We start from the raw sequence: 23,747 nt of genomic DNA, 5'->3' as shown, positions 1-23,747 counted from the left end.
GCAAGCTCATGCAGAACAGATATTCAGCGAACAGTACCGGAACGGCATTTTTGTCCCCTGCCTGACTTGCCGATATCACCTTCTGTCTGGCACGAATTCAGCAACGCGGCCTCATCACGGCTCACATTTCCAGAGGGTATTTTGCACTCCACTCCCCTTCGGCAAATTCGGGTTCATATTTGCACTATGGAGATAGACTGCTTTTGATTTTCCATACTGCTGACAGGCTTTAACGGCCGTAGAATGCAAACTATCGAGACCGTTCCACGCATCAGCCTGAATGCTGACCTTGTCACCATCGTTATACTGGACTGCTGCGCACCCTGATAGCGTTCCTGTGAGTACAATACCCAACACCGCCTTCATACCTTTCATTAAGTTCCCCCACATTAATGCCGGGGATTATAGTTTAAGCAGTCACGCACGTCAGGCATATTTCGGGCAAACATCGTTTACGAGAGATATCTCAATAGACTGCACAGATTGACCAAAAGAGCGTCTTCCAACAGCCCTGTCCCAGGCATGCCCCCTGCAGCATTCGATCTGTTTGCGACCGACGGCCTCAGGTATTAAGACCAGAGGCCGCCCGGACGTGAGGGAATATCAATTACCTGTTCTTGTCTACGGGCTGGCGCATACGGTAAACACGCAGAGCATCGACCACCAGTGAAAATGCGGGAGAAACTTGTTTTCGGCTGGGGTAATACAGATAGTAGCCAGGGAAAGGCTGACACCAGGTTTCCAGCACCCGGATCAACCGACCTTCTTCAATATGCGCACCAAACTCTTCCTCAGGTAAAAATGCGATGCCTAATCCGGCCAGGGCGGCGGTGACAATATGTTCTGATGTGTTGAACGTCACCTGCCCGCTCACCCGAACGTTCAAATCACCACCTTCCTGATCAAAATCCCAGACATACAGTCCCCCGGATTTGACCATTCTCTGGTTTATACAGCAATGTTGCGTCAGTTCATGTGGAGTTTGCGGAATCGGGTAGCGTGAAAAATACGCCGGCGACGCCACGGCCGCCATGCGTAATTCCGGGCCAATCGGTATCGCAATCATATCCTTATCAATGGTGTCGCCCAGACGCACTCCCGCGTCAAAACGGTCGGCAACGATATCGCGGAAACCGTGATTAGCATCGAACTCAATATGAATATCCGGGTATTCACGCAGAAGCGGCGTCAGTTTGGGTAATAAAGTGGTACGTAATACATCCGGCCCGCAGGTGATTCGTACCGTACCGGCAGGTTTGTCACGCAGTTCCGTGAGCATATCCAGTTCAGCTTCAATTTCATCAAAACGGTTGCCGATGGCCTGCAGCAGCCGCTCTCCGGCCGCGGTTGGCGACACGCTGCGGGTAGTTCGGGTGAGGAGACGAATTTGCATGCGCTCCTCGAGTGCGGAAATCGCCTGACTGAGTGCGGGTTGCGTCACGCCGAGATGCGCCGCCGCTCGGGTAAAGCTCCCTTCGCGGGCAACGGTGACAAAATAAAGAAGGTCATTCAGGTTGCGCTTCATTCGCCTGACACTCCCAATTAATAACTCTGGCTTATAAGCCCATTAAGTATTCATTAGCTAGTCAGGCTACACCAGCCGTGTAAAACTTTCAGCCATTGATAATCATAAACAGCATGTTTATGCGTGCGTTTTTGTCGTTATTCCCGTGAATAGCGTCCGGCCCCGGCTTGTCTGAATTTAGCCGGGTCGATATTCAGAGGTAATCGTTTATGTCCACACTCCGTCATGAAAATCCACATTACGAACAGCACGCATACTGGAGCGGTGTGCTGGCGATGACGCTCTGCGTCTTTGTGCTTATCGCCTCAGAATTTATGCCTGTCAGCCTGCTGACGCCTGTCGCGGCCGATCTCAGAGTCAGTGAAGGACTGGCTGGACAGGGGATCGCCATTTCCGGGGCGCTGGCGGTATTGACCAGCCTGTCTCTTTCGACTCTTGCCGGAAATCTGCATCGTAAATATCTGCTGCTGGGCATGACGGCATTAATGGCTTTATCGGCAACAATGGTCGCCCTGTCTCCCTGCTACCTGATTTATATGGCCGGTCGCGCCCTGATTGGTATTGCGATCGGTGGGTTCTGGTCGATGTCTGCCGCCACGGCGCTTCGTCTGGTGCCACGGCATCGGGTCCCTCACGCATTAGCTATTTTCAATGGCGGTAACGCCCTGGCAACCGTTATCGCGGCACCGCTCGGCAGTTATCTCGGTGCCGTCATGGGCTGGCGCGGAGCGTTCCTCTGCCTTGTTCCGGTCGCGATCGTCGCCTTCATCTGGCAGTGCTTCAGCCTCCCCGCGATGGCACCCGACACCAACAGGCGGCCTGGGCTTTCTGCTTTTCATCTGCTCTCCCGTCCCGTTGTTGCAGTTGGCCTGCTCGCCTGCGGGCTGTTCTTTATGGGGCAGTTCTCATTATTCACCTACGTACGGCCGTTTCTTGAAACCGTCACCCGGGTGGATATCAGCACCTTATCTCTCATTTTACTGACCATCGGGATAGCCGGTTTTATTGGCACGCTGGCGATCAGTCATTTTTTAAAGAGGGGCCTCTATTCGACGCTTGCAGCCATCTCTTCACTCATGGCTGTCGTCGCCGTAACGCTCATACTCACGGGCCAACACCTCGGGTTTGTCGTGCCGCTACTGGGGTTCTGGGGACTGATGGCGACAGCTGCGCCGACCGGATGGTGGGCCTGGATAGCGCGTACGCTGCCTGATGATGCCGAAGCCGGCGGCGGACTGATGGTTGCGGTTATCCAGCTTTCTATCGCCCTGGGTTCCACGCTTGGCGGTCTGACGTTTGATCACACCGGCTGGCAAAGCACTTTTGCTCTTAGCGGCGGGCTGCTGATTGTCGCAGCAGGGTTAACCATTCTGACATCACGTAAAACACACCACTGACAATTAAGGATAAACTCCATGAAAAATATGACTCTGGCGCTGGGGCTGTTAATCAGCTCGTTTGCCGCCACTGCGGCGGATATGACAAAAGGCGCCGACAACTTTTATAAAAGCGATAAGGTTATCCAGCAAAAGGTGACCTTTAAAAACCAGTACCAGATGAACGTTGTGGGCAATTTGTTTATTCCGCAAACCCTGAATCAGAATGCGAAAAACCCGGCGATCGTCGTCGGGCATCCGATGGGTGCGGTAAAAGAGCAAAGCGCGAATCTGTATGCGCAAAAACTGGCGGACCAGGGCTTTGTAACGCTGGCGATTGATCTCTCCTTTTGGGGGGAAAGTGCAGGTGAACCGGGTCATCTGATTTCGCCGGAAATTTATGCTGATGACTTCAGCGCGGCTGTGGATTACCTCAGTACCCAGCCGTACGTTGATCCTGAGAATATCGGTGTGCTAGGGATTTGCGGCAGCGGCAGCTTTGTTATCAGTGCGGCCAAAATTGACCCCCGTATGAAAGCGATTGCCACTGTCAGCATGTATGACATGGGAGCGGCTTTCCGCAATGGCCTGAATCATTCCCAGACGCCAGAGCAGCGTAAGGCCTTTATCCAGTCGGCCATCGAACAGCGAATGGCCGAATTTAAAGGCGCAGAGAAGGCGTACATTCCGGGGACCGTAAACCAACTGGATGATTCAACACCGGCCATACAGCGTGAGTTTTTTGATTTCTACCGTACAGCGCGAGGCGGTTATACCCCGCAGGGTGAGCAACAAGAGCTGACCACCAAACCTCTGTTAAGCAGCATCGGCAAATTTATGAACTTCTATCCGTTCAACGATATTGAAACCATTGCGCCGCGCCCGATGCTGTTTATTACCGGCGCCAATGCGCATTCCAAAGAGTTTAGCGAGGATGCTTACAAACGCGCCGCTCAACCGAAAGAGCTCTATGTCGTTGCTGGCGCAGGCCATGTCGACCTGTATGACCGCACTGACCTGATCCCTTTTGCGAAGCTGACGTCATTCTTTAAAAGCAATCTGAAATAGTGATACCCGCCGCTCCCGTAAAGGGGGCGGCAAATTGACCTTCCCGGTGGGGTTAAGCGTTGCAGCGTATTGCGGTACCTGCACAATCAGCGAGCAGGATTCGAAGCCTGCCCCGGCAGCATCAACGACATAATGTGCCAGGGTCTGTGGCAAGCTTCGGCCTCAGTGGTGAGGCCGTTTTCTGCAACGTGTCCGTGTAGCTGCGGACTTATCGGCCATTTGGCCTCATTAGCGGACAGACAAAGCAAAACGGTTTTCAAGCGCATGCGCAATTTCATCTTCTGTCAGCGACTGCTTTTCTACCCTGTCTGCAGTAATGGTCTTCAGCATATTGCCGAGCAGAATAAAGCGCCCCTCGGGTCGATGCTGGATGACCAGCAGCTTTTGTACAAAGACCGCGTCGGGGTGCGTGGAGTTAAGGTAATTGGCCGGAACAAAATCAATCCATTCCTGAGGCGACAGGTCAAAACCGTATTGATCGCACCAGTTTCCCTCAACCCTGGCCTGAAGCAGATAGTATCCACTCGCATCACGACTAAGCCGGAACGTATCAAAATCCTGAATGATGTCCGTATCAAGTTCGTCTAAGGCCAGCGGCGCGCGGATACCGTAGCTACCAAACCCAAGGTCGCAAAGCCACTGACGACCATCAACTTCGGCGATGACCGCCATATGCGTTTTAGGCCGGCGTGCGGGATAGAACATTGGCCGTGCCGCAACAAAACGGTAGGTTATACCCAGCGTCTGCAGCGCCATCGTAAACAGCCCGTTGAGTTCATAGCAGTAGCCGCCCCGTCTCTGCTGTAATAACTTGTCGGCAATATCATCAGGTGCCATCGACACGATTTTACCTGCCTGTACGTCCAGATTTTCAAAGGGGATCGCAAAGAGCTGGTGACGCATGAGCGCATGTAGCGTCGCGGTATTAGCCGCCGCAGGTCCGCTATAGCCTATGCGCCGGAAGTAGAGGGAAAGATCGAAATTGTCGCTGTGCATGTGACTACCCTGGCTGGTTTGTGTGGCACACACTATAGATGGCGCCTCGTATCGCCTGTATAGTCAGATTTATCAAAAATCAGACTATACAGATTACGATGTCCGAGCCATCCCCGCCGACTCCCCACTACCGCCGAATAGCCGAAATGCTGCGGCTGACTCTGACTTCAGGCGCTTTGCGAACGGGAGATCGGATTATCTCCGCGCGTAAACTGGCCGAGCGCGAGCAGGTCAGTCTCCCCACGGCGCTGGAAGCACTACGTTGCCTGGAGGCGGAAGGTCTGATTATCGCGCGCCCACGTTCAGGTTACTTTGTCCGCCAGATAATTCCCGCCGGGGAGACGCAGAGCACCGCTTCTGTCCCCGTACCCGTGCCGGTGACCATGTCCGCCATTGCCAGATCCCTGTTCGGGAGCGCGGAGGCGCGCCTGGTCCCGCTTGGCGCCGCGCTACCCGATCCCGCCTGGCTTCCCGTAGATACTCTGCACAGGGCATTGCAGACGGCAGGTCGTCGGCTTGATGCGCGCGGGCAGAGCTACAGCCTGCCCCCGGGAAGAGCAGACCTGCGCAGAAAGATTGCCGCACGCGCGGCACAATGGGGGGCTCTTTTTGGCGCGGATGACCTTATCATCACCGCAGGCGCTACCCAGGCGCTGCGTCTGGCTCTTCGCGCCGTGTGCCGGCCGGGCGATGCCGTGGCGATTGAGCAGCCGGCCTACTTCGGCACGCTCCTGCTGTTGGAGGATCTGGGGCTGAAGGCATTGCAGATCCCCACTGATCCTGTTGAAGGGTTACTGTTAGCGCCACTTGAAGAAGCCATTCAGCGCCACCGTCCTGCAGCCGTTCTTGCCTCACCCACGGTGCAGAATCCGTCAGGAGCCAGTATGCCCGTCGCCCGCAAGCGGGATCTGGTGGCTCTGCTTGCCAGTAAGGGCATCCCTTTAATTGAGGACGATGTGTATGGCGATCTGGCCGGTGATGCGCAGCGTCCGCCTGCGTGTAAAGCCTTCGACAGGTGCGGAAATGTTATTTATTGCAGCTCGCTGTCTAAAACCCTGGCGCCGGGCTGGAGAATTGGCTGGATTGCAGCCGGACGCTATCACTCAACGGTATTGCAGGCCCGAATGGCCGGAGAGTGGGCCGGCGCGCCGCTGATTGAAGCCGCGGCGAACGAGATCCTGGCCAGCGGTGATTATGACAGGCATCTGCGGCACCTGAAGCTCCACATTGCGCAAGGGATACAGGCTATCATCGCAAAGGTTGAAACAAGCTTCCCACCGGGCACGCGGGTAGCCGCCCCGGAAGCCGGTTTTCTGATTTGGGTAACACTCCCGTCACAGATAGATGCGCTGGAGGTACATCGTCGCGCACTCGCCCTTGGCATTGGTGTCAGTCCGGGCCCGTTGTTTTCCCCGGGGGCGGCAGAACTGAAAAACTTCCTGCGCTTGAACGGTGCGAATGAACCCACCCGCCATCTGTTGAATGCCGTGGAACAACTCGGTCTTTTGTGCCATGAGTTGGCCGCGGGACATTGACAGCGGAAGTGTTCTGCAGTCAGCGAATCCATCCTGTGAAGGCGCCAGAGGCTAAATGCTTGCTCGGTTCACGATACCAGCCTTGTGCCGGGGGCGGACGTTAGCGAGAGGTCTCCATTAACCTGATGAAGACAAATTCAGCCGCTCGTAAGACGCTTTGCCCTGTCTGCCCTGTGCAGCTTTCGCCGATAAAAAGGCCCCGCATTTGCGGGGCCTCAGAGTAAACAGGTTAGCGTTAGTCAAAAACACCATTAATAATTGATGTCACGATTGCCGTACTTAATGCGACCAGCACCAAATCATCGCCAACCGCACGCCATTCATATCCTGGATAATACGGTAAATCGTTAATCATGGATGCCGGGAGCGTTTTCTTCGCAATCCCCGGAGGCAACGGTTTGCCGCGGACTAAATTCTTCGCGATACCCGGGGGGAGCGCCTTATAACCCACCAGACCATAATTGACTGCCAGGGAGCGCGCCCGCGAGAAGCTGATATCGGAGTCAACGTGGTCTGGTTTTCCGTAGTTCTTGCGGTTGCCATGATCCTCACCAGACTTCCCATTCCCCTGGCCTTTGTTGCTATGGTCTGCGCTGTTGCCATGATTGCCGCTGTTCCCGTGGTTACTCCCCCCATTGCCATGCCCACCGCCATTTCCATTTCCTGGGTTTGCATAAACCGGTGCAGCAACAACGACAAGCGATATAACCGCCGCAAGTGCAGTTTTGAGAGTGCGACGCTTAAACATGATGACGGTTCCTTAAGATTACGTGGACACTTTAAACATATGACAAAGCTATACCCTTAACAATTTCATGTTTTCTTATTTTTGGCAGATGTTGCAACCCGCATCATCTCCCATCGTGCCTTCAGAGAATGAACCGGCATCATTCACCGGAAAGAAAAGTTCAGCATTCCAGATGGCCGCCAGGTAAAGTCCTGACGGCGGTTTGAGTGCCGGGAGAACGGTTATTTGAGAAATACAGTACAAGACATCGGCATTTGTCGGGCACAATAATGCAGCCGCTCTCTCGCTAACATAATTATTCCGTCACCGGGTTATTCCTTTGACTGCGGACTTTGAGGAAAATATGCAGTAATCCCATGGCTCCGTGGGCCCAGAAATAAGTCTCAATGAATACGGTCAGGAATCTATGCAAGCCCAGAACATCATGTGCCAGCGCAGAGGATGGACCAAACGCGGTATTCAGCACAAACCAGAGCCCGCCACACAAAGCCACGCCCAGCAGTGCCAGAACACCCAGTCCCTGAATGAATGCCGCCACTCCCCCGGCATGCGCGTCAGGTAGACGCAATGCAATCAGCGTCTTGAGATCGGCAGCCATGCCGCGAAAATCGAGCGTCAGCCAGGCAAAATAGTAATGAAAACCACGCTGTGTCAGCATCCAGATAAGCATCACAATACCCAGAGCAATCAATGTAAATCCAGAGATAACATGAAACCATGTCATGAACCCAGCCAGGTTAACGTCGCCGAGGGCCTCGCTTTCAGTAAAGTCAGAGTTAATAATCTGCAATAAAACCAATACCGCTACGCTGATATGTAGCGCACGAAAAAAAGGGGTGTCGCGGTGAGGAAGCGCATTACATAACCGGTCTTTCATCATTTAACCATGTTGTTTACGGGAAGGTTGATTTCATCAGTATCGTTGCGGTTAATTAACGAAACCTTAAAACCACACTGAAGTTATCAATTTATTCCATTTCAGGATCCGCGGGACGCGCCTGCGGTTGTTCGCGAACACCGGTGGCCGACGGGTGCCTGGAGTCGACGCCAAAGCGGTCGCGGAAAGAGGCATTTGACGTCGTCGCGAACGCTGAAATAACGCCGTTCGGCGGCATGACCGGAGCCTGATATCATCTGCGCGATAGCAGCGACCGCCCAGGGCTACGCGGCCGTAGTCATTTAACATTTACCCGGCAATGATTCATAGTATATTGGGACTATCCTCTCTTTTCAGGTCTCCTTCATGTCTTACTCCATCGGTGAATTTGCCCGGCTTTGCGGGATTAACCCCACCACGCTTCGCGCCTGGCAGCGTCGATATGGTCTGCTCAAACCGCGGCGTACAGAGGGTGGACACCGTCTGTACAGCGATGATGATGTTCAGCAGGCGCTCAAAATTCTCGACTGGATTCAAAAAGGCGTTCCCGTCAGCCAGGTGAAACCTCTGCTGGATAGCCCCGTCACGAGGCGTACTGACAACTGGTTAAACCTGCAGGAAACCATGCTGCAGCGGCTTAAGGAGGGTAAAATCGATGCCCTGCGCCAGCTGATCTACGATTCAGGCCGCGAGTCCCCTCGCCCGGAGCTGGTAACGAAAGTATTGCGTCCGCTACGCGGTAAACTGTCTGCCCGCATCCCGACGGTGATGACGCTGCGCGAAATCCTTGACGGGATCATTATCGCCTATACCTCGTTTTGCCTCGAAGGCGACAAAAAAGCGCCGGGAGATAACTGGCTGATAACCGGCTGGCATCTCTCCGACCCCTGCGAAATCTGGCTGGAGGCCCTCGCCCGTAGCGGCCAGGGCCAGCGTATCGATCTCCTTCCCGTCCCGCCGGCGGCTCTGGCGCCCGAGGTTTTCCCGCAGCGCAACTGGCTGCTGGTCACCTCCGGAAAACTGACCGCAGCCCGCAAAAAACAGATTGCATGCTGGCGGCAGCAGGTCAATGCCCTCGACGTTATCTCCCTCTCCTGCGGCGATGCCTCGCCGGAAGCGGCCGCCGATACGGCTCAAGGAGATTGAGTCCTCCGCGCTTTTCCACATCGCCTGACGGAAAGGGCCGGTAAAAATCGTCAAATATAACTTCATGAATTAAATAAATAATAATAAATATCCTCGCCAATACTTGGACAAATATTAGTTATTGTGTAAGTTTTAGGTATGTGAAGACGTCGCGCGGCCCGGCAACCGACGCGGCTCCTGTTGTTCCTACAACCAATGCAATCATGAGGATGGCACCATGAACACGCAACCCGCGGTCGGCATCAGCGCATGTTTAACCGGCTCCGCCGTACGCTTTGACGGTGGACATAAACGGATGGGCTTTGTCATGGATGAACTGGCGGATTGGGTCGCCTTCAAACCCGTCTGTCCGGAGATGGCCATTGGCCTGCCCGCGCCTCGCCCGGCCCTTCGTCTGGTGCACACCACCGAAGGGACCATTGAGATGCGTTTTAGCCAAACGCCCCACGATGATGTGACGGAGAAAATGGCCGAATTTACCCGCTCATTTCTCCCCAGCGTGGACGCCCTCTCTGGCTTTGTGGTCTGTGCGAAATCGCCCAGCTGCGGTATGGAGCGCGTGCGGCTGTATGACGAAAACGGTAACCGCGGGCGTAAAGAAGGAGTGGGTCTTTTCACGCAGCAATTGCTCACGCACTACCCGTGGCTGCCCGTAGAAGAGGATGGCCGCCTGCACGATCCGGTGCTGCGGGAAAACTTTGTCGAGCGCGTCTTCGCTCTGCACCAGTTGAATACCCTGCGCGCGCAGGGACTCAGCCGTCGTGCTCTCCTGGACTACCATAGCCAGTACAAGCTGCAGCTGCTGGCGCATGACCAGGCGGGCTATCGCGAAATTGGGCCTTTCGTTGCCTCCCTTCATCAGTGGGAAGATCTGGATGCCTTCTTTGTCGCGTATCGCACTAAGCTGATGGCCATTCTGAAACAACCCGCTTCGCGGAAAAACCATACCAACGTGCTGATGCATATCCAGGGCTACTTCCGCGAACGGCTCAGTAGCCGCCAGCGCGGCGAACTTCGCGAGGTGATCCTCAACTATCGCGCCGGTTTGCTGCCAATACTCGCGCCGATGACATTGCTCAAACACTACCTGGGCGAATTTCCGGACCGCTATTTGCTGACGCAAAACTACTTTAACCCCTATCCACAGGATTTAGGTCTGCGCCTGAGACTCCTCTGATGACGTAAAACGGGCCCGCCGTCGCGAGCCCGTCATTGCTGTCGCTTTTGCGGCAATTATCTGAACGGTGAATTCAGCGGAACTTCGGCATCAGGTTCATGAGTGATGCGGTTTCGCAGATCGCGACGGATCATCTCTATCGCCCAGAACCAGAAAATATGCCCGACCAGTTCCGAAATATATTCGTCGGCGGGGATATTAAGCAGAGAAGGCGTCAGACCTAATAAAGGGAAAGAGATCCAGTGAACGGCGATAGTGGCGACGATACCCGCCCATACCCCCTGCCATAGTTTTACTTTGGGGAAAACTTCTGCCACCACGCAATAGCCAATGGCAAATACCAGCGAGAAAATAATATGTGTCACCATCACCGGATTGATGATGTGTTCTGAGAAGGTATAAACGGTGTGAGTAGGATCAATCCCCAGGTAATCACGTAAAAAAAGATAGGGCGGGTTAAACTCATCCCTGCCGCCGGAGAAAGTACGGGGCGGTAACGGAACTTCGGCCCCCCACTTCACAAATGCCGACATAATACCTGCGATAATCCCCACGCCTGTTGCCACGCCATAACGTCGGCGTCCGGGTTCCGTTTGTGCAAAGAAGTCCTTGATAGCCATCGAATACCACCTGATTATTTTTAGAATGAATACATTAGCTATGTTTAATGTTACTCATGGCTGGTCATATTGATCGCGATCACACTTTTGTCTATGAGAACAATTTTTATTCGTATCTCTTTGCTCGTCAGGTCAATGCTTTACCTTCTCACGGCATACGTTTCTCGCCGCAAAAAGTCGCCATCGGCCTTATTTTTATTGCAAAAATAGCGGCAAATTAGCGCACAACCGTGAAGTGACTTCGGGGAATCCAGCCGTTCTGGCCCTCGTCTTTGCCCTCGCTATCCCGGCACGCCGATGTTTTGCCTGAATGACAAAGGACGACCAACGGCAAAGAGATCCTGAACAATTCCGGGTGAACGTAGAACAGAAAGATCGGCTGCCGAATTAACGCTAACCGGCATTGTTTAATTTAAAGCGGATGGTTTTGGTCATTCCCTTATAGGGCTTATTGCTCTCAAAACGCCATTTTGCCACGGCGGAAATGACGGCATCATCGAAGAGGTGCTGTGGTTCAGAGGTTAATATCCACATTTTCTCCACTTTACCGTTGGCGCCAACATCAAAACGGATCTTCACTTCCCCATCAAGATGGTTGGCCAGAGCGTAATAGGGATAAACGGGTGGCGTGGAGACCAGCTGCTCAGGCGCAACTCCTTTCATCTGGCTGGTGCAGGCGGATATCAGGCAGCAGCCGGCAAACAGAAAGGCCCTGGATATTTTCATCATCAGCTTCCATATTGATAATAATTCTCAATACTATCACAAGAGGCTGATGCTCAGAGGATTTTTTCCTCTTTTTATGCGCAGTGAAGGCGTAACCGGCAAGCGGCAAAGAGAGAGGCCGCCTGCCTCTATCCGCAGGCGGCCTGCGGGTTACACGGATTTATCAACGTTGGTATTTGCACCGGAGGTCAGGATGCGAACCTTATCGCCTTTATTGAAGGTCAGTCGACCATCATCTGGCTGCAGCACCTGGATTAGCTGGCCAGATTGCGTTTTGATCGTCAGTTCGATCTGCCGGGCGGCCTGGCGCTGCGTTTGCCGGTGATGCGAAGCGCTGGCTCCGGCAACCGCGCCCACCGCCGTCATCGCCGTTTGCCCGCTCCCGTTACCAAACTGGTGGCCAATAGCACCGCCAACCGCGCCGGCGGCAAGCGTTCGCAGCGGCTGACTGCGAGTCTCGCGGGTGATGATTTGACTTTGCTGCACAACGCCGTAATCCACCACGGTTTTGCTACCCGCAAAGCCGGGCTGGCAGGTAAAGGCGAGAAAGCCGAGAGCGATGAACAGGAATCTCTTCATAATGGCTCATTTTTCATTCTGTCGCTGGTGATGCGATCCTGCAAAAAGAGAATCCCGCCATTGCTGGCGGGTTCGAAATTAATTCAGCGCTTCCTGGAGATCTTTTTTAACCTGGGTACGCTGTTCCGGGGTCAGCACCTGGTTGACGCCAAAATAGTATTTCACGCGGTAGTAACGGACCTGCTGATCTAATTGTCCAAAAGCAGCCAGCTGTTGTTTCACTTTCGCCTCATCCCACTTGCCGGACTGGATAACATCGATCAGCGCGCCATCTTTGAAACCTTCGATTTTGATATTGTTGACGTTGGTTTCAAACTCCTGATGCAGACCCTTAATTTTTGTCACCTGATCGTTACTCAGCTTAAGGTGCTGCACCACCGGGTCCTGAGAAACCGGCGGTACTTCGTCAGCGGTGGCTGCCTGAGCGGCCATGGAGAAACCCGCGGTCATCGCCACGGCAAGCAGGGTGTTACGGAAAAGTTTATTCACAATCAATTATCCTTAATGTGCAAAACAAGAGATTTGATTATTACGATCAAATTGAAAGCCTTCTGTAACAAAGAGTTAAATTTAAATTTGGATCATAATCCGCTGGACATAGCGCCATTTTTACCGGCACGGAGAGCGGGATACTCCGCCCCTCTTCAGCAGCATTTTATGCTGGGTGAAAAACTATAACCCGCGAGAGTCGCCGCACCGCCGCCTTGCTAAACAGCGCTTTTATTCTTCTCAGTGTACGTTTAATGGACAAGTTGCAGAATAAAACAAAATAGCGATAGCTGAGGCGGGAATGGCGGCAAAAAAAAACCGCCAGATAGCTGGCGGTGAATAAATGCTTGCATGGATAGATTGTGTTTTGCATTTTACGTAGAGGCATTTTCCCTCTCCTTCTACGCCTGGCCATACGCTAGCATAGTTATCTTCAATGAAAGTTAAACCGACGTCCGCTTACAGTTTATCCACCAGCGCTTTGAGCTGCGCAATCAGCGGATCGCGGGAATATTCCCCCTCACGAGGCCAGGTTGACTGGCGGACGATCAATCGGGTGGGGAGCAGTTCGCGGATCGGCACCTGCGGCGCCGCCATCTGCTGGGTCAGCAGCTCCACCGCCCGTTTACCAAGCAGATCGAAGTTTTGCGCCACGGTCGTCAGCGGCGGCTGAAAGTAAAGACTGTCCGCCGTATCGTCATAGCCGGTGACCGAAACGGCACTGTTGCCGGTACGATTAAGCTGCGCCAGCGCGCTGAGTACCCCTAATGCCATCTGGTCATTAGCCACAACGATGGCGCTGATCCGTGGCTGCAGGTGGAGCAGTTCAAAGGTTTTCTGCCAGCCGCTGGCGGCGCTCCAGTCGCCAAATACCGTCACGGCCTGGCTCACGCCCAGGCGATGCAATGTCTCCCGCCAGCTACCGAGGCGCAACCGGGCAGAGACCGAGCTTTCCGGACCGGCCAGCAGGCCAAAATCGCGATGGCCGAGCTCCCAGAGATGCCGCACGCAGGCGCCGCAGCCATCACGATGATCAAAACGCACGCAGGAGACTTCCGTCTCCGGTGACACATCAAGAAACAGACAGGCGATATCGGGGTTTTCCTGCACCAGCCGTTCCGCGATGCTGCTCTCCAGCGGCAGGCTGATAATCGCGCCGCGAATATGCTGAGCGCGAAACTCATCCAGCCGGGTCTGAAGTGAAGCGTAATCGCTGCGTTCGGGCATGGCGATGGACACTTCCAGCTGATGAGCCCCGGCATGGCTTTTCACCGCCGACGCGATTTGTGATGGCGCGTGCAGCGTCAGCGACGCCGTAATCAGCCCGATTGAAGGTGCCGCTTTCCCCGCCAGCAGCTGCGCCGATCGGTTGGGAACATAATGCAGCGCCTGCATCGCGCGGATCACTTTCTCGCGAGTTCGCGCGGAGACCACATCGGGACGATTCAGTACCCGGGAGACCGTTTGTTGCGAAACGCCGGCCTCGTGTGCCACATCATCTAAGGTTGCCGAACGCCGCTGCATAATCCCCCCCTCTCTGTGCAAAATCAGTCTGAATACGCCAAATGTCGTCCGCTAACATTTTATGTCTAACTGACGACAAAAATCAGCTCTGATTCTGAAGTTTCGTGATCGTGAGTCGGTTTCATTTTCGCCAGTATTGCGGCCTGATAGAAAATATCTGATAACGGCATCATCCTTGTCTAGCGAATGACATTTTTTTCACTTATCCGTCAGGTATGCCTATGCAACAACATGACTCAAACGCGGTTCGCTCGTTGACGTTTCACGATGTACTGGCCCGTGAAGACTGGCAAAATCAGACCATTACTCACCTTAATCGTTTAGCGGCTCACCCCACGTTTGCCAGCTGGCGATCGCTCGACGACGCCCGGGACAACCGCCCCTCCGACCGCCTCCGCCTGCTCGACGGGCTGTGGCAATTTTGCTGGTCCCCCAGCCCGTTTGCCGTCGATAGCCGCTGGATCGAGCGCGATCTCGAAACCAGCCGCTGCACCCCCGTGCCCTCTAACTGGCAGATGGAAGGCTACGACGCACCGATCTATACCAACGTCCGCTATCCCATCGAGACGACGCCACCGCGTGTCCCGGAAGAGAACCCGACCGGCCTGTACTCGCTAAACGTCACGCTGGAGCAAAACTGGCTGGCCGATGGCCTGACGCAAATTATTTTTGACGGCGTTAACTCCGCGTTTCATCTGTGGTGTAACGGCGTATGGGTCGGTTACTCCCAGGATAGCCGGCTGCCGGCTGCTTTCGACCTGACCCCCTATCTACGGGCGGGCGACAACCGCCTGTGCGTGATGGTCCTGCGCTGGAGCGCAGGCAGCTGGCTGGAAGATCAGGATATGTGGCGCATGAGCGGGATTTTCCGCTCGGTGTGGCTGCTGAACAAACCGAAGCAGCACCTGAGCGACGTGCAGATTTCCCCGCAGCTGGATGCGCTGTATCGCGATGGTGAACTGCAGGTTAATCTGGCCATCGCCGCCGCTGATGCGCAGTTGGCCGGGCTGGTGGCAGAAGTCAGCCTGTGGGATGGCGAACAGCTGGTTGCCCGCCAGCGCCAGCGCCCAGGTTCTGCGCCAGTTGATGAACGGGGCCATTATGCCGAACGGGCAACGCTGGTCCTGGCGGTGGAAAAACCGCGGCAATGGAGCGCGGAAACGCCCCACTGCTATCGTACCGTGGTTGCCCTGTGGCACGGCGAAGAGCTGGTTGAAGCTGAAGCCTGGGACATCGGCTTTCGCCGGGTAGAGATCAGCAACGGCCTGCTGCTGCTCAACGGCAAACCGCTGCTGATCCGCGGGGTGAACCGCCATGAGCACCACCACCAGCGCGGCCAGGTGGTGACCGAAGAGGATATGCTGCAGGACATTCTGCTGATGAAGCAGAATAACTTTAACGCCGTGCGCTGTTCGCACTATCCCAACGCCGCACGCTGGTATGAGCTGTGCAACCGCTACGGCCTGTACGTGGTCGATGAGGCGAACATCGAAACCCATGGCATGGTGCCAATGAACCGCCTGTCCGACGATCCGGCCTGGCTGCCGGCCTACAGCGCCCGCGTCACCCGGATGTTGCAAAGCCACCGTAACCATCCGTCGATTATTATCTGGTCGCTGGGGAACGAGTCCGGCTGCGGTGCGAACCATGAAGCCATGTATCACTGGCTGAAACGCGAAGATCCTACGCGTCCGGTCCAGTACGAAGGCGGCGGCGCCGACAGCACGGCGACCGATATTATCTGCCCGATGTACGCCCGCGTGGAACGCGATCAGCTGATTCCGGCAGTGCCGAAATGGAGCATTAAAAAGTGGATTGGCCTGCCCGGCGAACAGCGACCGCTGATTCTCTGCGAATACGCTCACGCGATGGGCAACAGCCTCGGTAATTTTGCCGATTACTGGCAGGCTTTCCGCGAATATCCGCGCCTGCAGGGCGGCTTTATCTGGGACTGGGCAGATCAGGCAATTGAAAAGACCTTCGAGGACGGCAGCGTGGGCTGGGCCTACGGCGGGGATTTTGGCGACACGCCAAACGACCGGCAGTTCTGCATGAACGGGCTGGTATTCCCGGATCGCCGTCCTCATCCTTCGCTGATTGAAGCGAAACATGCCCAGCAATATTTCCAGTTTTCCCTGCTGGCGCAGTCCCCGCTGCGGATCGGTGTGGCGAGCGAATACCTGTTCCGCGCCACCGATAATGAAGTGCTGAACTGGCAGGTGCAGTCCGCCGGTGAAACCGTGGCCAGCGGCAGCCTGGCGTTGAACCTCGCGCCGCAGGGCCAGGAAGATTTTACCTTATGCGACGGCCTGACCTTGCCGGCAGGCGCCAGAGAGGTCTGGCTGACGCTGGAAGTTGTCCAGCCGCAGGCGACGGCGTGGTCTGACGCCGGGCACCGCGTGGCCTGGGCGCAGTTCTCCCTTGCCGCCCCGCTGGCCTTACCCGCACCCGCCGCCGTCGGACCGGCACCGGAGCTGACCATCGATGATGAGAGCTTCACCGTCCGTCAGGGATCTCAGCAATGGGTTATCGATCGTCAGAGCGGCTTGTTAACTCACTGGCTGGCGGAAGGCGCAGAGCAGTTGCTGTCTCCGCTGCGCGACCAGTTCGTTCGCGCTCCGCTGGACAACGATATCGGCGTGAGCGAAACGGATCGTATCGACCCCAACGCCTGGGTTGAGCGCTGGAAAAGCGCCGGACTTTATGCGCTCGACGCGCGCTGCGTTCGCTGCACCGCGCAGCGCCTGGCACATGAGACCATCGTCGACAGCCGCTGGCACTATCTGCGCGGCGACGAAGTGGTCATCGTCAGCCAGTGGCGGATGACTTTTGATAGCGATGGCCATCTGCATCTGGCGGTGAGCGGAGAGCGGGCCGGCACGCTGCCGCCGCTGCCACGCGTGGGCCTCCACTTCCAGGTCCCAGACCAGCAGTCGCCGGTCTCGTGGCTCGGCTACGGGCCGCATGAAAACTACCCTGACCGGAAGAGCAGCGCCTGTTTCGCCCGCTGGCAGCTTCCGCTGGAAGCGATGAGCACGCCCTATATTTTCCCGACGGAAAACGGCCTGCGCTGCGACAACAAAGCGCTGGATTGGGGACGCTGGCACGTGACCGGTGACTTCCACTTCTCGGTTCAGCCCTACAGCACCGAGCAGCTCATGGCAACCGACCACTGGCACCGGATGGCCGCGGAAAAAGGCGTCTGGATCACCCTCGACGGCGAGCATATGGGCGTCGGCGGCGATGACTCGTGGACACCAAGCGTGCTGCCGCAGTGGCTGCTGCTCGGGACCCGGTGGCAGTACCAGCTCTCACTGTCTTTACGCTAAACCCTCAACGGGGGCTCTCGCCCCCTTTAAAACGGCTATACCCGCATATTCGGGATGCACCGTGGCGGAAATGGGCAGAATTCGGGCCGAAGCCCAGGGATGGCGAGTATCACCAAGGGAACAGCGTGCCGCCAGGATCAGGCAGCTGGAATGATGACGAGTATAATAACACTGGAACATCTCTATGAAATTCTCTGAACTGGCGCCACGCGAACGGCATAATTTTATTTATTTCCTGCTGTTCTTTTTCTTTTACTACTTCATTATGTCGGCCTACTTCCCGTTTTTCCCGGTATGGCTGGCGGACGTAAACCATTTAACTAAAACGGAAACCGGGGTTGTCTTCTCTGCTATTTCGCTGTTCGCCATTATTTGCCAACCGATATTTGGCTTGATATCCGATAAGCTAGGGCTGCGTAAACACCTGCTGTGGACCATCACCATCTTATTAATTCTGTTTGCCCCGTTCTTTATATTTGTCTTCTCACCGCTGTTGCAGGTCAATATTATCGCCGGGGCGCTGGTAGGTGGACTCTATCTGGGCATTGTCTTCTCCAGCGGTTCCGGCGCGGTCGAAGCCTATATCGAGCGAGTCAGTCGCGCCAACCGTTTCGAATACGGCAAGGTCCGCGTTGCTGGCTGTGTCGGCTGGGCGCTCTGCGCCTCAATCACCGGCATCTTGTTTGGCATTGATCCCAATATCACCTTCTGGATCGCCTCCGGCTTTGCACTGGTGCTCGGGGTGCTGCTGTGGTTCTCCCGTCCGGAAAGCAGCAACAGCGCCCAGGTTATGGATGCCTTAGGCGCAAACCGTCAGGCGTTTTCTCTGCGCGTCGCCGCCGAGCTGCTGCGAATGCCGCGATTCTGGGGATTTATTATCTATGTGGTCGGCGTTGCCAGCGTCTATGACGTATTTGACCAGCAGTTTGCCAATTTTTTTAAAGGCTTTTTTGCCGACCCGCGGCGCGGAACCGAAGTCTTTGGCTTCGTCACCACCGGCGGCGAATTGCTGAATGCGCTGATCATGTTCTGCGCCCCGGCTATTGTGAACCGTATCGGGGCGAAAAATGCGCTGCTAACCGCCGGGATGATTATGTCCGTACGTATTCTCGGATCTTCATTCGCCACGACGGCGGTCGAGGTGGTTATCTTAAAAATGCTGCATATGTTTGAAGTTCCGTTCCTGCTGGTCGGCACCTTTAAATATATTTCCTCAGCATTTAACCCGAAACTGTCCGCCACCCTGTTCCTGATCGGTTTTAACTTATCGAAGCAGCTCTCTGGCGTCGTGCTGTCGGCATGGGTTGGCCGCATGTACGACACCGTCGGCTTCCATCAGGCTTATCTGATTCTGGGTTCGATTACCCTGGGCTTTACCGTTATCTCGCTGTTCACCTTGAAAGGCAGTAAAACGCTGCTGCCGACCGCCGGCTATAACAACGCCGCGTAAACCGCAAATTCGCGGCCCGTTGCGTAAGACGGGCCGCGAACATTATCCGGCCGCTGCGGCTTTGATTCGCGTCTCGCCGTCGCTGTTTTCCAGCTCGTATATCCGGCTCTCGGCCTGTGAGGAGATAAGCGCCGCCAGCTCGGCAGAGTGGCTGGTCAACCAGATTTGGCTATAGCGGGAGGCCTCGACAATCAGCCGGGCCAGCGCCGGGAACATCTGCCGATGCAGGCTGTTTTCCGGTTCGTTAATTGCCAGGAATGCCGGCGGGCGCGGGCTCAACAGCGCTACCGCCAGACATAAAAAACGCAGCGTGCCGTCAGACATTTCCGCCGCCAGCAGCGGGCGAAACACGCCGTTGCGCCGCATCTTAATCGAGAAACGCGAGTTTTCGTTTTCGCAGAAGAACGCGCACTCCGGAAAAGCGGCGGCCAGAATCTCGTGCAGCAACTCTTCGGCGCCAATTTCGACAATCGTCTGAAAAGCGGCGGCAAGATTATGCCCGTCGCTGTCGAGGACCGGTGAACGGTAACCTACCGTCGGATGCCGCAGCGCCGAATGTCGGCTGATGTTAAATTCGTGGTAGAAGCGCCACTGGCGCATAGTTTCCCGAACGCGAGAAACTTCCGGGAAGCGGTGCGGCTCGCCCAACTGGCCAAAGATCGACTCGTTTTCATAAATCGTGTCGGTGAAGGTATTTTTCTCGCCGTTGACATCGAGCAGGAACGCGGCCTGGTTTTTGCGCTGCAAAACCCTGGCGGATGGTCGCCGGGAGAATCCCGCCAGCCAGATGGACTCCTCTTTGACAATCGGGTCGAGCATAAACTGGGTGGGATAAGGCAGCTTTTCCGGGAAACCCACCTGGAGCTCGTAGTCAAACTCGGCGGTCAGACAGGAAATTTGCAGCCGACGCGGGTGGCGCGCCGTCGCTGCCGTTCGCCCTGACCACATCACATTTTCCAGGCCGCCCTCCTCACTGATATAGCTTGAGAACTTGCCGTCCGCGGAGGCGGTTAACAGGTGAATGGCTTTGTAAATGTTGGACTTGCCGCAGCCATTCGGCCCAAACACGATGTTGAGCGCGCCCAGTTCCAGCTCGATATCCCTGACCGATCTGAAATTTTGTATGCGGATATGGTGAATCATGGTGCTCCCGATGAAAAAACTCCGCGCTGCGGCAGTGGTAAACAAGGGGAATGATAACACGGTCAGGCCGGACGAAGGTCAATCGTCCGGCAAGGACGCACTCAGCGGAGAGACTTTTTCATGCCTCGGGTCAGGGCCACGCGTTTGAGCTTGTCGGCATCGTCATGGGTTTCGCTAAACACGCCGAAAAAATAACGTTCGTCATCGATCGTTTGCGAAACAATCCGATAGCTCAGCGGATTGCCAGATTTCGCGCCATACTGCGCGGCGGTGACGGACAGTTCCGTCGCCGTGCCGGCGACGCTGACCAACAGGCCATCCGCCTTTCCCCCCACCAGCATGACCTTGATTAGCGGGTCCACCATGTTCCTCCCGGATGGATCAATGGTTAATATGTGATCGCCGACGGCGTAGAGCATTTACACAACCTTCAGTACATTCTTATAGTTCATACCAGCCCGAATGAAAAAAACTCTTTCATATACTGAGCTAAGCATTGATTATTACTGGTAAAAGCTGGCAGATGATGAAGGAAAAAAGAGAAATTGTGAATCTTCATAACTCTTATTTGTCTTTATTTTTTTGTTTATTTTCCGTGACGTCCACAAAACCCGCCAGATCGACTTGTGTACCACAACCCCAGGGAACCATTCCGCTATGCGTCAATATCGATTCGCCCTTCTCCCATTGTTAGCCGCCCTGGCGCTCCCCGGTTGGGCGCATCAAGCTACGGTGACGACGGTTAAACAAGCCGAAAGCCAGCTTCAGGGCCGGGTCGGCTACGCCGAACTGGATTTAGCTTCCGGGCAACTGCTGGCCGGCTATCGTTCTGACGAACGGTTCCCGATGATGAGCACTTTTAAAGTTCTGCTCTGCGGCGCAGTCTTGTCGCGTGTCGATGCCGGTGAAGAACAGCTCGATCGCCGTATCCATTACCGGCAGCAGGATCTGGTGGAATATTCGCCGGTGACGGAAAAGCATCTTACCGATGGGCTCACCGTGGGCGAACTGTGCGCTGCCGCCATTACCCTGAGCGATAATACGGCGGCAAACCTGCTGTTGACCACTCTCGGCGGCCCGCAGGGGCTGACCAGCTTCCTGCGCCACAGCGGCGACCAGACTTCGCGGCTTGACCGTTGGGAAACGGAACTCAATGAAGCGCGGCCGGGCGACGTGCGAGATACCACGACTCCGCAAGCGATGGCCAGGACACTGCGAAATCTGTTGACCGGCCGCGTGCTTTCCAGCGCCTCGCAGCAGCAGTTGCAACGCTGGATGGTAGAGGACAAAGTTGCGGGGCCGCTGTTGCGATCGGTGCTGCCGGCGGGCTGGTTTATTGCCGATAAGACCGGAGCCGGCAATCGCGGCTCGCGCGGGATCATCGCTGCTCTCGGTCCGGACGGTAAAGCTGCGCGCATCGTGGTGATTTATTTGACCGGGACCCCCGCCACAATGGATGAACGCAATAAACAGATTGCGGCCATCGGCGCAACGCTGATCAGGCACTGGTCCGCAGACGAGAACAGACCCTAGCCGCGCCGCGGGCGGTCTCGAACAGGAACTCCCCGGACAATGCCTCCCGGACGTAAAAAAGCCTCGCAAACGCGAGGCCTGACGTGGAGACAGCGCAGCGATGGAGGATTAGTTTTCCTCGTAACCTTCGAGAGCATCCTGAATGGCATCGGCTAAGGAAGCGACTTCCTGAGCCACATTACGTAAATCCATCTGGCTACGAATACCGGAATTTGCGGTTGATGAAGAGACGGCGGCTTTTGAAATTTCTAATGCTGCCTGAACTGCGAGCAAACGTTTATGTTTCTCGATAGCCGCGTCGCCACTATCACCATCAAATTGAAAGTATTTTTCTAACATAGCGGATCCTTTTCAGCCATTTCATTATCGGGGAGGATATTCTCGTCTAAGCGGAGGCAAATAAACAGCAAAAAAAATATTAATTACAAAGAGTTAATATTTACCTGTTTAACAACGCCGTTCCGGGCGCAGGGCGTCACTGAGGACAACGCCGGAAGAGGTCTGCAGGTTGGAAAGAGAAAAGCCGGGCGATTTTCTTTGCAGACATCGGGATACGTTTAAACATCGGGTCTTTTGCTGGTGAACTGTTTGACGGTTTCGCGAGCGGCGCACGAGAAACAATCGCGGCATCGCACGATTGACCTTCACGGCGTCCACTCAACTTGATACTGTATGCAACCACAGTAAAAATATCGTCAACAATTAACGCAGAGGGATGAAATATGTTTGTGGAACTGATTTATGACAAGCGGAACTTTGAGGGACTGCCCGGTGCGAAAGAGACGATTGCAGCTGAATTATCGAAGCGAATTCACCGTATATTTCCCGATGCCGATGTGCGTGTAAAGCCGATGATGACCTTACCGGCAATTAACACCGATGCCAGCAAGCACGAAAAAGAACAAATCAGCCGTGCTGTGCAGGAGATGTTTGAGGAGGCTGATATGTGGATGGTAGAGGACTGATGGAGAGAGAAAGTGTCATTGTCTCTGGCGTGTGAAGCTATCCCCCTCCTGACAACATTTTACCGCCGCCGCCGACATTCAGCAGAGATTTTGGGGAAGGAAAAACTGATAAATAAAACCGGGCACCGGGCCCGGTTCTGTTTCCGACACAAAGTTGCTCTACTCACTCAGCCCGCGGTTTTCCAGCATCGGCTCAATCTGTGGATCATGCCCGCGCCACTGGCGATAAAGTTCTGCTAAATCAGTACTATTGCCGCGAGATAAAATCGCCTCGCGGAAGCGTTGACCGTTTTCGCGGGTCAGGCCGCCGTGCTCAACGAACCACTGGTAACCGTCGTCCGCCAGCATCTGGGTCCACAGGTAGGCGTAATAGCCCGCGGCATAGCCGCCGCCAAAAATATGTGAGAAGTAGCTGCTACGGTAGCGCGGCGGCACCGCGGCGAGGTCCATCTGCTCCTGACGCAACGCCAGCGCTTCGAAGCTATCGACATCACGCGGAATATCTGCCGACGAGAGGCTATGCCAGTGCATATCCAACAGCGCCGCCGCCAGCAGCTCGCTCATGTCATAGCCCTTATTAAACTTCGCCGCGCGTAACATACGTTCACGCAGCGTATCCGGCATCGCTTCCCCGGTCTGATAATGGCGCGCATAGTGGGCGAACACCTGCGGTTGACTGGCCCAGTGCTCATAGATCTGCGACGGAAACTCGACAAAATCACGCGGCGTATTGGTCCCCGACAGACTGGCATAACGCTGACTGGCAAACAGCCCGTGCAGCGCGTGACCAAATTCATGGAATAAGGTGATGACCTCATCCCAGGAGAGCAGCGCGCTGTGGCCGGCCTTCGGTTTCTGGTAATTGCAAACGTTGTAAATCACCGGATGCTGCGCGAGCAGCGTGGATTGTTCAACGAAGACGTCCATCCACGCCCCGCCGC

25 protein-coding genes are annotated in these 23,747 nt (G+C 55.2%); 10 read left to right on the top strand and 15 right to left on the bottom strand.

The window, feature by feature from the left end; all coding sequences use genetic code 11:
- Window positions 1-114 precede the first annotated feature (114 nt).
- Both GRPL_RS0125785 and GRPL_RS09280 read right to left on the bottom strand, forming a co-directional pair.
- The gene (locus GRPL_RS0125785; protein WP_032687556.1) at window positions 115-375 is read right to left on the bottom strand and encodes a hypothetical protein; all 261 of its coding nucleotides are present in this window, start codon (window positions 373-375) and stop codon (window positions 115-117) included.
- Between the two features lie 232 nt (window positions 376-607).
- A complete protein-coding gene (locus GRPL_RS09280; RefSeq protein ID WP_032696121.1) occupies window positions 608-1,525 on the bottom strand; it encodes a LysR family transcriptional regulator in 918 nt (305 codons plus the stop codon).
- A 209-nt stretch (window positions 1,526-1,734) separates the two neighbouring features.
- On the opposite strand from GRPL_RS09280, the gene GRPL_RS09285 reads away from it, so the two are divergent.
- Both GRPL_RS09285 and GRPL_RS09290 read left to right on the top strand, forming a co-directional pair.
- Entirely contained in the window at window positions 1,735-2,922 is a 1,188-nt protein-coding gene (locus GRPL_RS09285; protein ID WP_032699762.1) for an MFS transporter, read from the top strand.
- A gap of 18 nt (window positions 2,923-2,940) precedes the next feature.
- Entirely contained in the window at window positions 2,941-3,969 is a 1,029-nt protein-coding gene (locus tag GRPL_RS09290) for an alpha/beta hydrolase (RefSeq protein WP_032699760.1), read from the top strand.
- 228 nt (window positions 3,970-4,197) lie between these two features.
- On the opposite strand, the gene GRPL_RS09295 is transcribed toward GRPL_RS09290, so the two are convergent.
- On the bottom strand, window positions 4,198-4,965 hold the full coding sequence (locus GRPL_RS09295; RefSeq protein ID WP_032699759.1) for an arylamine N-acetyltransferase family protein: 768 nt from the start codon (window positions 4,963-4,965) through the stop codon (window positions 4,198-4,200).
- A gap of 38 nt (window positions 4,966-5,003) precedes the next feature.
- On the opposite strand from GRPL_RS09295, the gene GRPL_RS09300 reads away from it, so the two are divergent.
- Window positions 5,004-6,500 carry an aminotransferase-like domain-containing protein gene (locus tag GRPL_RS09300; protein WP_032699758.1) on the top strand — a complete coding sequence of 499 codons (1,497 nt, stop codon included), beginning with the start codon at window positions 5,004-5,006 and terminating at the stop codon, window positions 6,498-6,500.
- 235 nt (window positions 6,501-6,735) lie between these two features.
- Here GRPL_RS09300 and GRPL_RS09305 read toward each other — a convergent pair whose 3' ends face one another.
- From GRPL_RS09305 to GRPL_RS27810, 3 genes are all read right to left on the bottom strand, one after another.
- Complete coding sequence (locus tag GRPL_RS09305) at window positions 6,736-7,248, bottom strand: anti-virulence regulator CigR family protein (RefSeq protein ID WP_032687546.1); 513 nt, start codon at window positions 7,246-7,248, stop codon at window positions 6,736-6,738.
- A 295-nt stretch (window positions 7,249-7,543) separates the two neighbouring features.
- Window positions 7,544-8,125 (bottom strand): cytochrome b/b6 domain-containing protein, encoded by a 582-nt coding sequence (locus GRPL_RS09310; RefSeq protein WP_032687544.1) that lies wholly within the window; start codon window positions 8,123-8,125, stop codon window positions 7,544-7,546.
- A gap of 91 nt (window positions 8,126-8,216) precedes the next feature.
- Complete coding sequence (locus GRPL_RS27810; RefSeq protein WP_155274635.1) at window positions 8,217-8,363, bottom strand: hypothetical protein; 147 nt, start codon at window positions 8,361-8,363, stop codon at window positions 8,217-8,219.
- A gap of 128 nt (window positions 8,364-8,491) precedes the next feature.
- Between GRPL_RS27810 and GRPL_RS09315 the strand changes: the two genes are divergently transcribed.
- Both GRPL_RS09315 and GRPL_RS09320 read left to right on the top strand, forming a co-directional pair.
- Window positions 8,492-9,271, top strand: coding sequence for a MerR family transcriptional regulator (locus GRPL_RS09315; RefSeq protein WP_032687543.1), 780 nt, complete (start codon window positions 8,492-8,494; stop codon window positions 9,269-9,271).
- Between the two features lie 217 nt (window positions 9,272-9,488).
- A complete protein-coding gene (locus GRPL_RS09320; RefSeq protein WP_032699757.1) occupies window positions 9,489-10,448 on the top strand; it encodes a YbgA family protein in 960 nt (319 codons plus the stop codon).
- Between the two features lie 56 nt (window positions 10,449-10,504).
- Here the strand turns inward: GRPL_RS09320 and GRPL_RS09325 are convergent, their stop codons facing one another.
- On the bottom strand, window positions 10,505-11,068 hold the full coding sequence (locus tag GRPL_RS09325) for a YagU family protein (RefSeq protein ID WP_004862371.1): 564 nt from the start codon (window positions 11,066-11,068) through the stop codon (window positions 10,505-10,507).
- Between the two features lie 56 nt (window positions 11,069-11,124).
- On the opposite strand from GRPL_RS09325, the gene GRPL_RS27805 reads away from it, so the two are divergent.
- Window positions 11,125-11,289 carry a hypothetical protein gene (locus GRPL_RS27805; RefSeq protein WP_155274634.1) on the top strand — a complete coding sequence of 55 codons (165 nt, stop codon included), beginning with the start codon at window positions 11,125-11,127 and terminating at the stop codon, window positions 11,287-11,289.
- A 172-nt stretch (window positions 11,290-11,461) separates the two neighbouring features.
- On the opposite strand, the gene GRPL_RS09330 is transcribed toward GRPL_RS27805, so the two are convergent.
- The 4 genes from GRPL_RS09330 to GRPL_RS09345 all read right to left on the bottom strand — a co-directional run bounded on the left by GRPL_RS09330 (window position 11,462) and on the right by GRPL_RS09345 (window position 14,386).
- A complete protein-coding gene (locus GRPL_RS09330; RefSeq protein ID WP_048619437.1) occupies window positions 11,462-11,797 on the bottom strand; it encodes a TonB family protein in 336 nt (111 codons plus the stop codon).
- Between the two features lie 147 nt (window positions 11,798-11,944).
- Window positions 11,945-12,373 (bottom strand): glycine zipper 2TM domain-containing protein, encoded by a 429-nt coding sequence (locus GRPL_RS09335; protein ID WP_032687540.1) that lies wholly within the window; start codon window positions 12,371-12,373, stop codon window positions 11,945-11,947.
- A 78-nt stretch (window positions 12,374-12,451) separates the two neighbouring features.
- Window positions 12,452-12,823, bottom strand: coding sequence for a Spy/CpxP family protein refolding chaperone (locus GRPL_RS09340; RefSeq protein ID WP_046852789.1), 372 nt, complete (start codon window positions 12,821-12,823; stop codon window positions 12,452-12,454).
- A 498-nt stretch (window positions 12,824-13,321) separates the two neighbouring features.
- Window positions 13,322-14,386 carry a LacI family DNA-binding transcriptional regulator gene (locus tag GRPL_RS09345; RefSeq protein ID WP_032696114.1) on the bottom strand — a complete coding sequence of 355 codons (1,065 nt, stop codon included), beginning with the start codon at window positions 14,384-14,386 and terminating at the stop codon, window positions 13,322-13,324.
- Window positions 14,387-14,607: 221 nt separating this feature from the next.
- Here GRPL_RS09345 and GRPL_RS09350 point away from each other — a divergent pair, with 221 nt between their 5' ends.
- Window positions 14,608-17,715 carry a beta-galactosidase gene (locus tag GRPL_RS09350; RefSeq protein ID WP_032699756.1) on the top strand — a complete coding sequence of 1,036 codons (3,108 nt, stop codon included), beginning with the start codon at window positions 14,608-14,610 and terminating at the stop codon, window positions 17,713-17,715.
- A 184-nt stretch (window positions 17,716-17,899) separates the two neighbouring features.
- Window positions 17,900-19,165 carry an MFS transporter gene (locus GRPL_RS09355; protein WP_032696111.1) on the top strand — a complete coding sequence of 422 codons (1,266 nt, stop codon included), beginning with the start codon at window positions 17,900-17,902 and terminating at the stop codon, window positions 19,163-19,165.
- Window positions 19,166-19,207: 42 nt separating this feature from the next.
- Here GRPL_RS09355 and GRPL_RS09360 read toward each other — a convergent pair whose 3' ends face one another.
- Both GRPL_RS09360 and GRPL_RS09365 read right to left on the bottom strand, forming a co-directional pair.
- Window positions 19,208-20,308 carry an AAA family ATPase gene (locus GRPL_RS09360; protein ID WP_032687536.1) on the bottom strand — a complete coding sequence of 367 codons (1,101 nt, stop codon included), beginning with the start codon at window positions 20,306-20,308 and terminating at the stop codon, window positions 19,208-19,210.
- A gap of 101 nt (window positions 20,309-20,409) precedes the next feature.
- Window positions 20,410-20,673, bottom strand: coding sequence for a hypothetical protein (locus GRPL_RS09365; protein WP_015584254.1), 264 nt, complete (start codon window positions 20,671-20,673; stop codon window positions 20,410-20,412).
- Window positions 20,674-20,965: 292 nt separating this feature from the next.
- On the opposite strand from GRPL_RS09365, the gene GRPL_RS09370 reads away from it, so the two are divergent.
- Window positions 20,966-21,841, top strand: a complete 876-nt coding sequence (locus GRPL_RS09370) for a broad-spectrum class A beta-lactamase PLA-1 (RefSeq protein WP_032699754.1) — start codon at window positions 20,966-20,968, stop codon at window positions 21,839-21,841.
- Between the two features lie 108 nt (window positions 21,842-21,949).
- On the opposite strand, the gene GRPL_RS09375 is transcribed toward GRPL_RS09370, so the two are convergent.
- Complete coding sequence (locus GRPL_RS09375; RefSeq protein ID WP_004862401.1) at window positions 21,950-22,180, bottom strand: hypothetical protein; 231 nt, start codon at window positions 22,178-22,180, stop codon at window positions 21,950-21,952.
- Window positions 22,181-22,563: 383 nt separating this feature from the next.
- On the opposite strand from GRPL_RS09375, the gene GRPL_RS09380 reads away from it, so the two are divergent.
- A complete protein-coding gene (locus GRPL_RS09380) occupies window positions 22,564-22,806 on the top strand; it encodes a DinI family protein (protein ID WP_032687533.1) in 243 nt (80 codons plus the stop codon).
- Window positions 22,807-22,965: 159 nt separating this feature from the next.
- On the opposite strand, the gene GRPL_RS09385 is transcribed toward GRPL_RS09380, so the two are convergent.
- Window positions 22,966-23,747 (bottom strand): M3 family metallopeptidase (locus GRPL_RS09385; protein WP_032699751.1); only part of this gene is annotated, 782 nt, incomplete at its 5' end.

It is taken from the genome of Klebsiella planticola ATCC 33531 (assembly GCF_000735435.1).
In the GTDB taxonomy this organism is placed as follows: domain Bacteria; phylum Pseudomonadota; class Gammaproteobacteria; order Enterobacterales; family Enterobacteriaceae; genus Klebsiella; species Klebsiella planticola.
The sequence above is the reverse complement of the archived record's forward strand: the minus strand, read 5'-3'. Positions and strand labels throughout refer to the sequence as shown.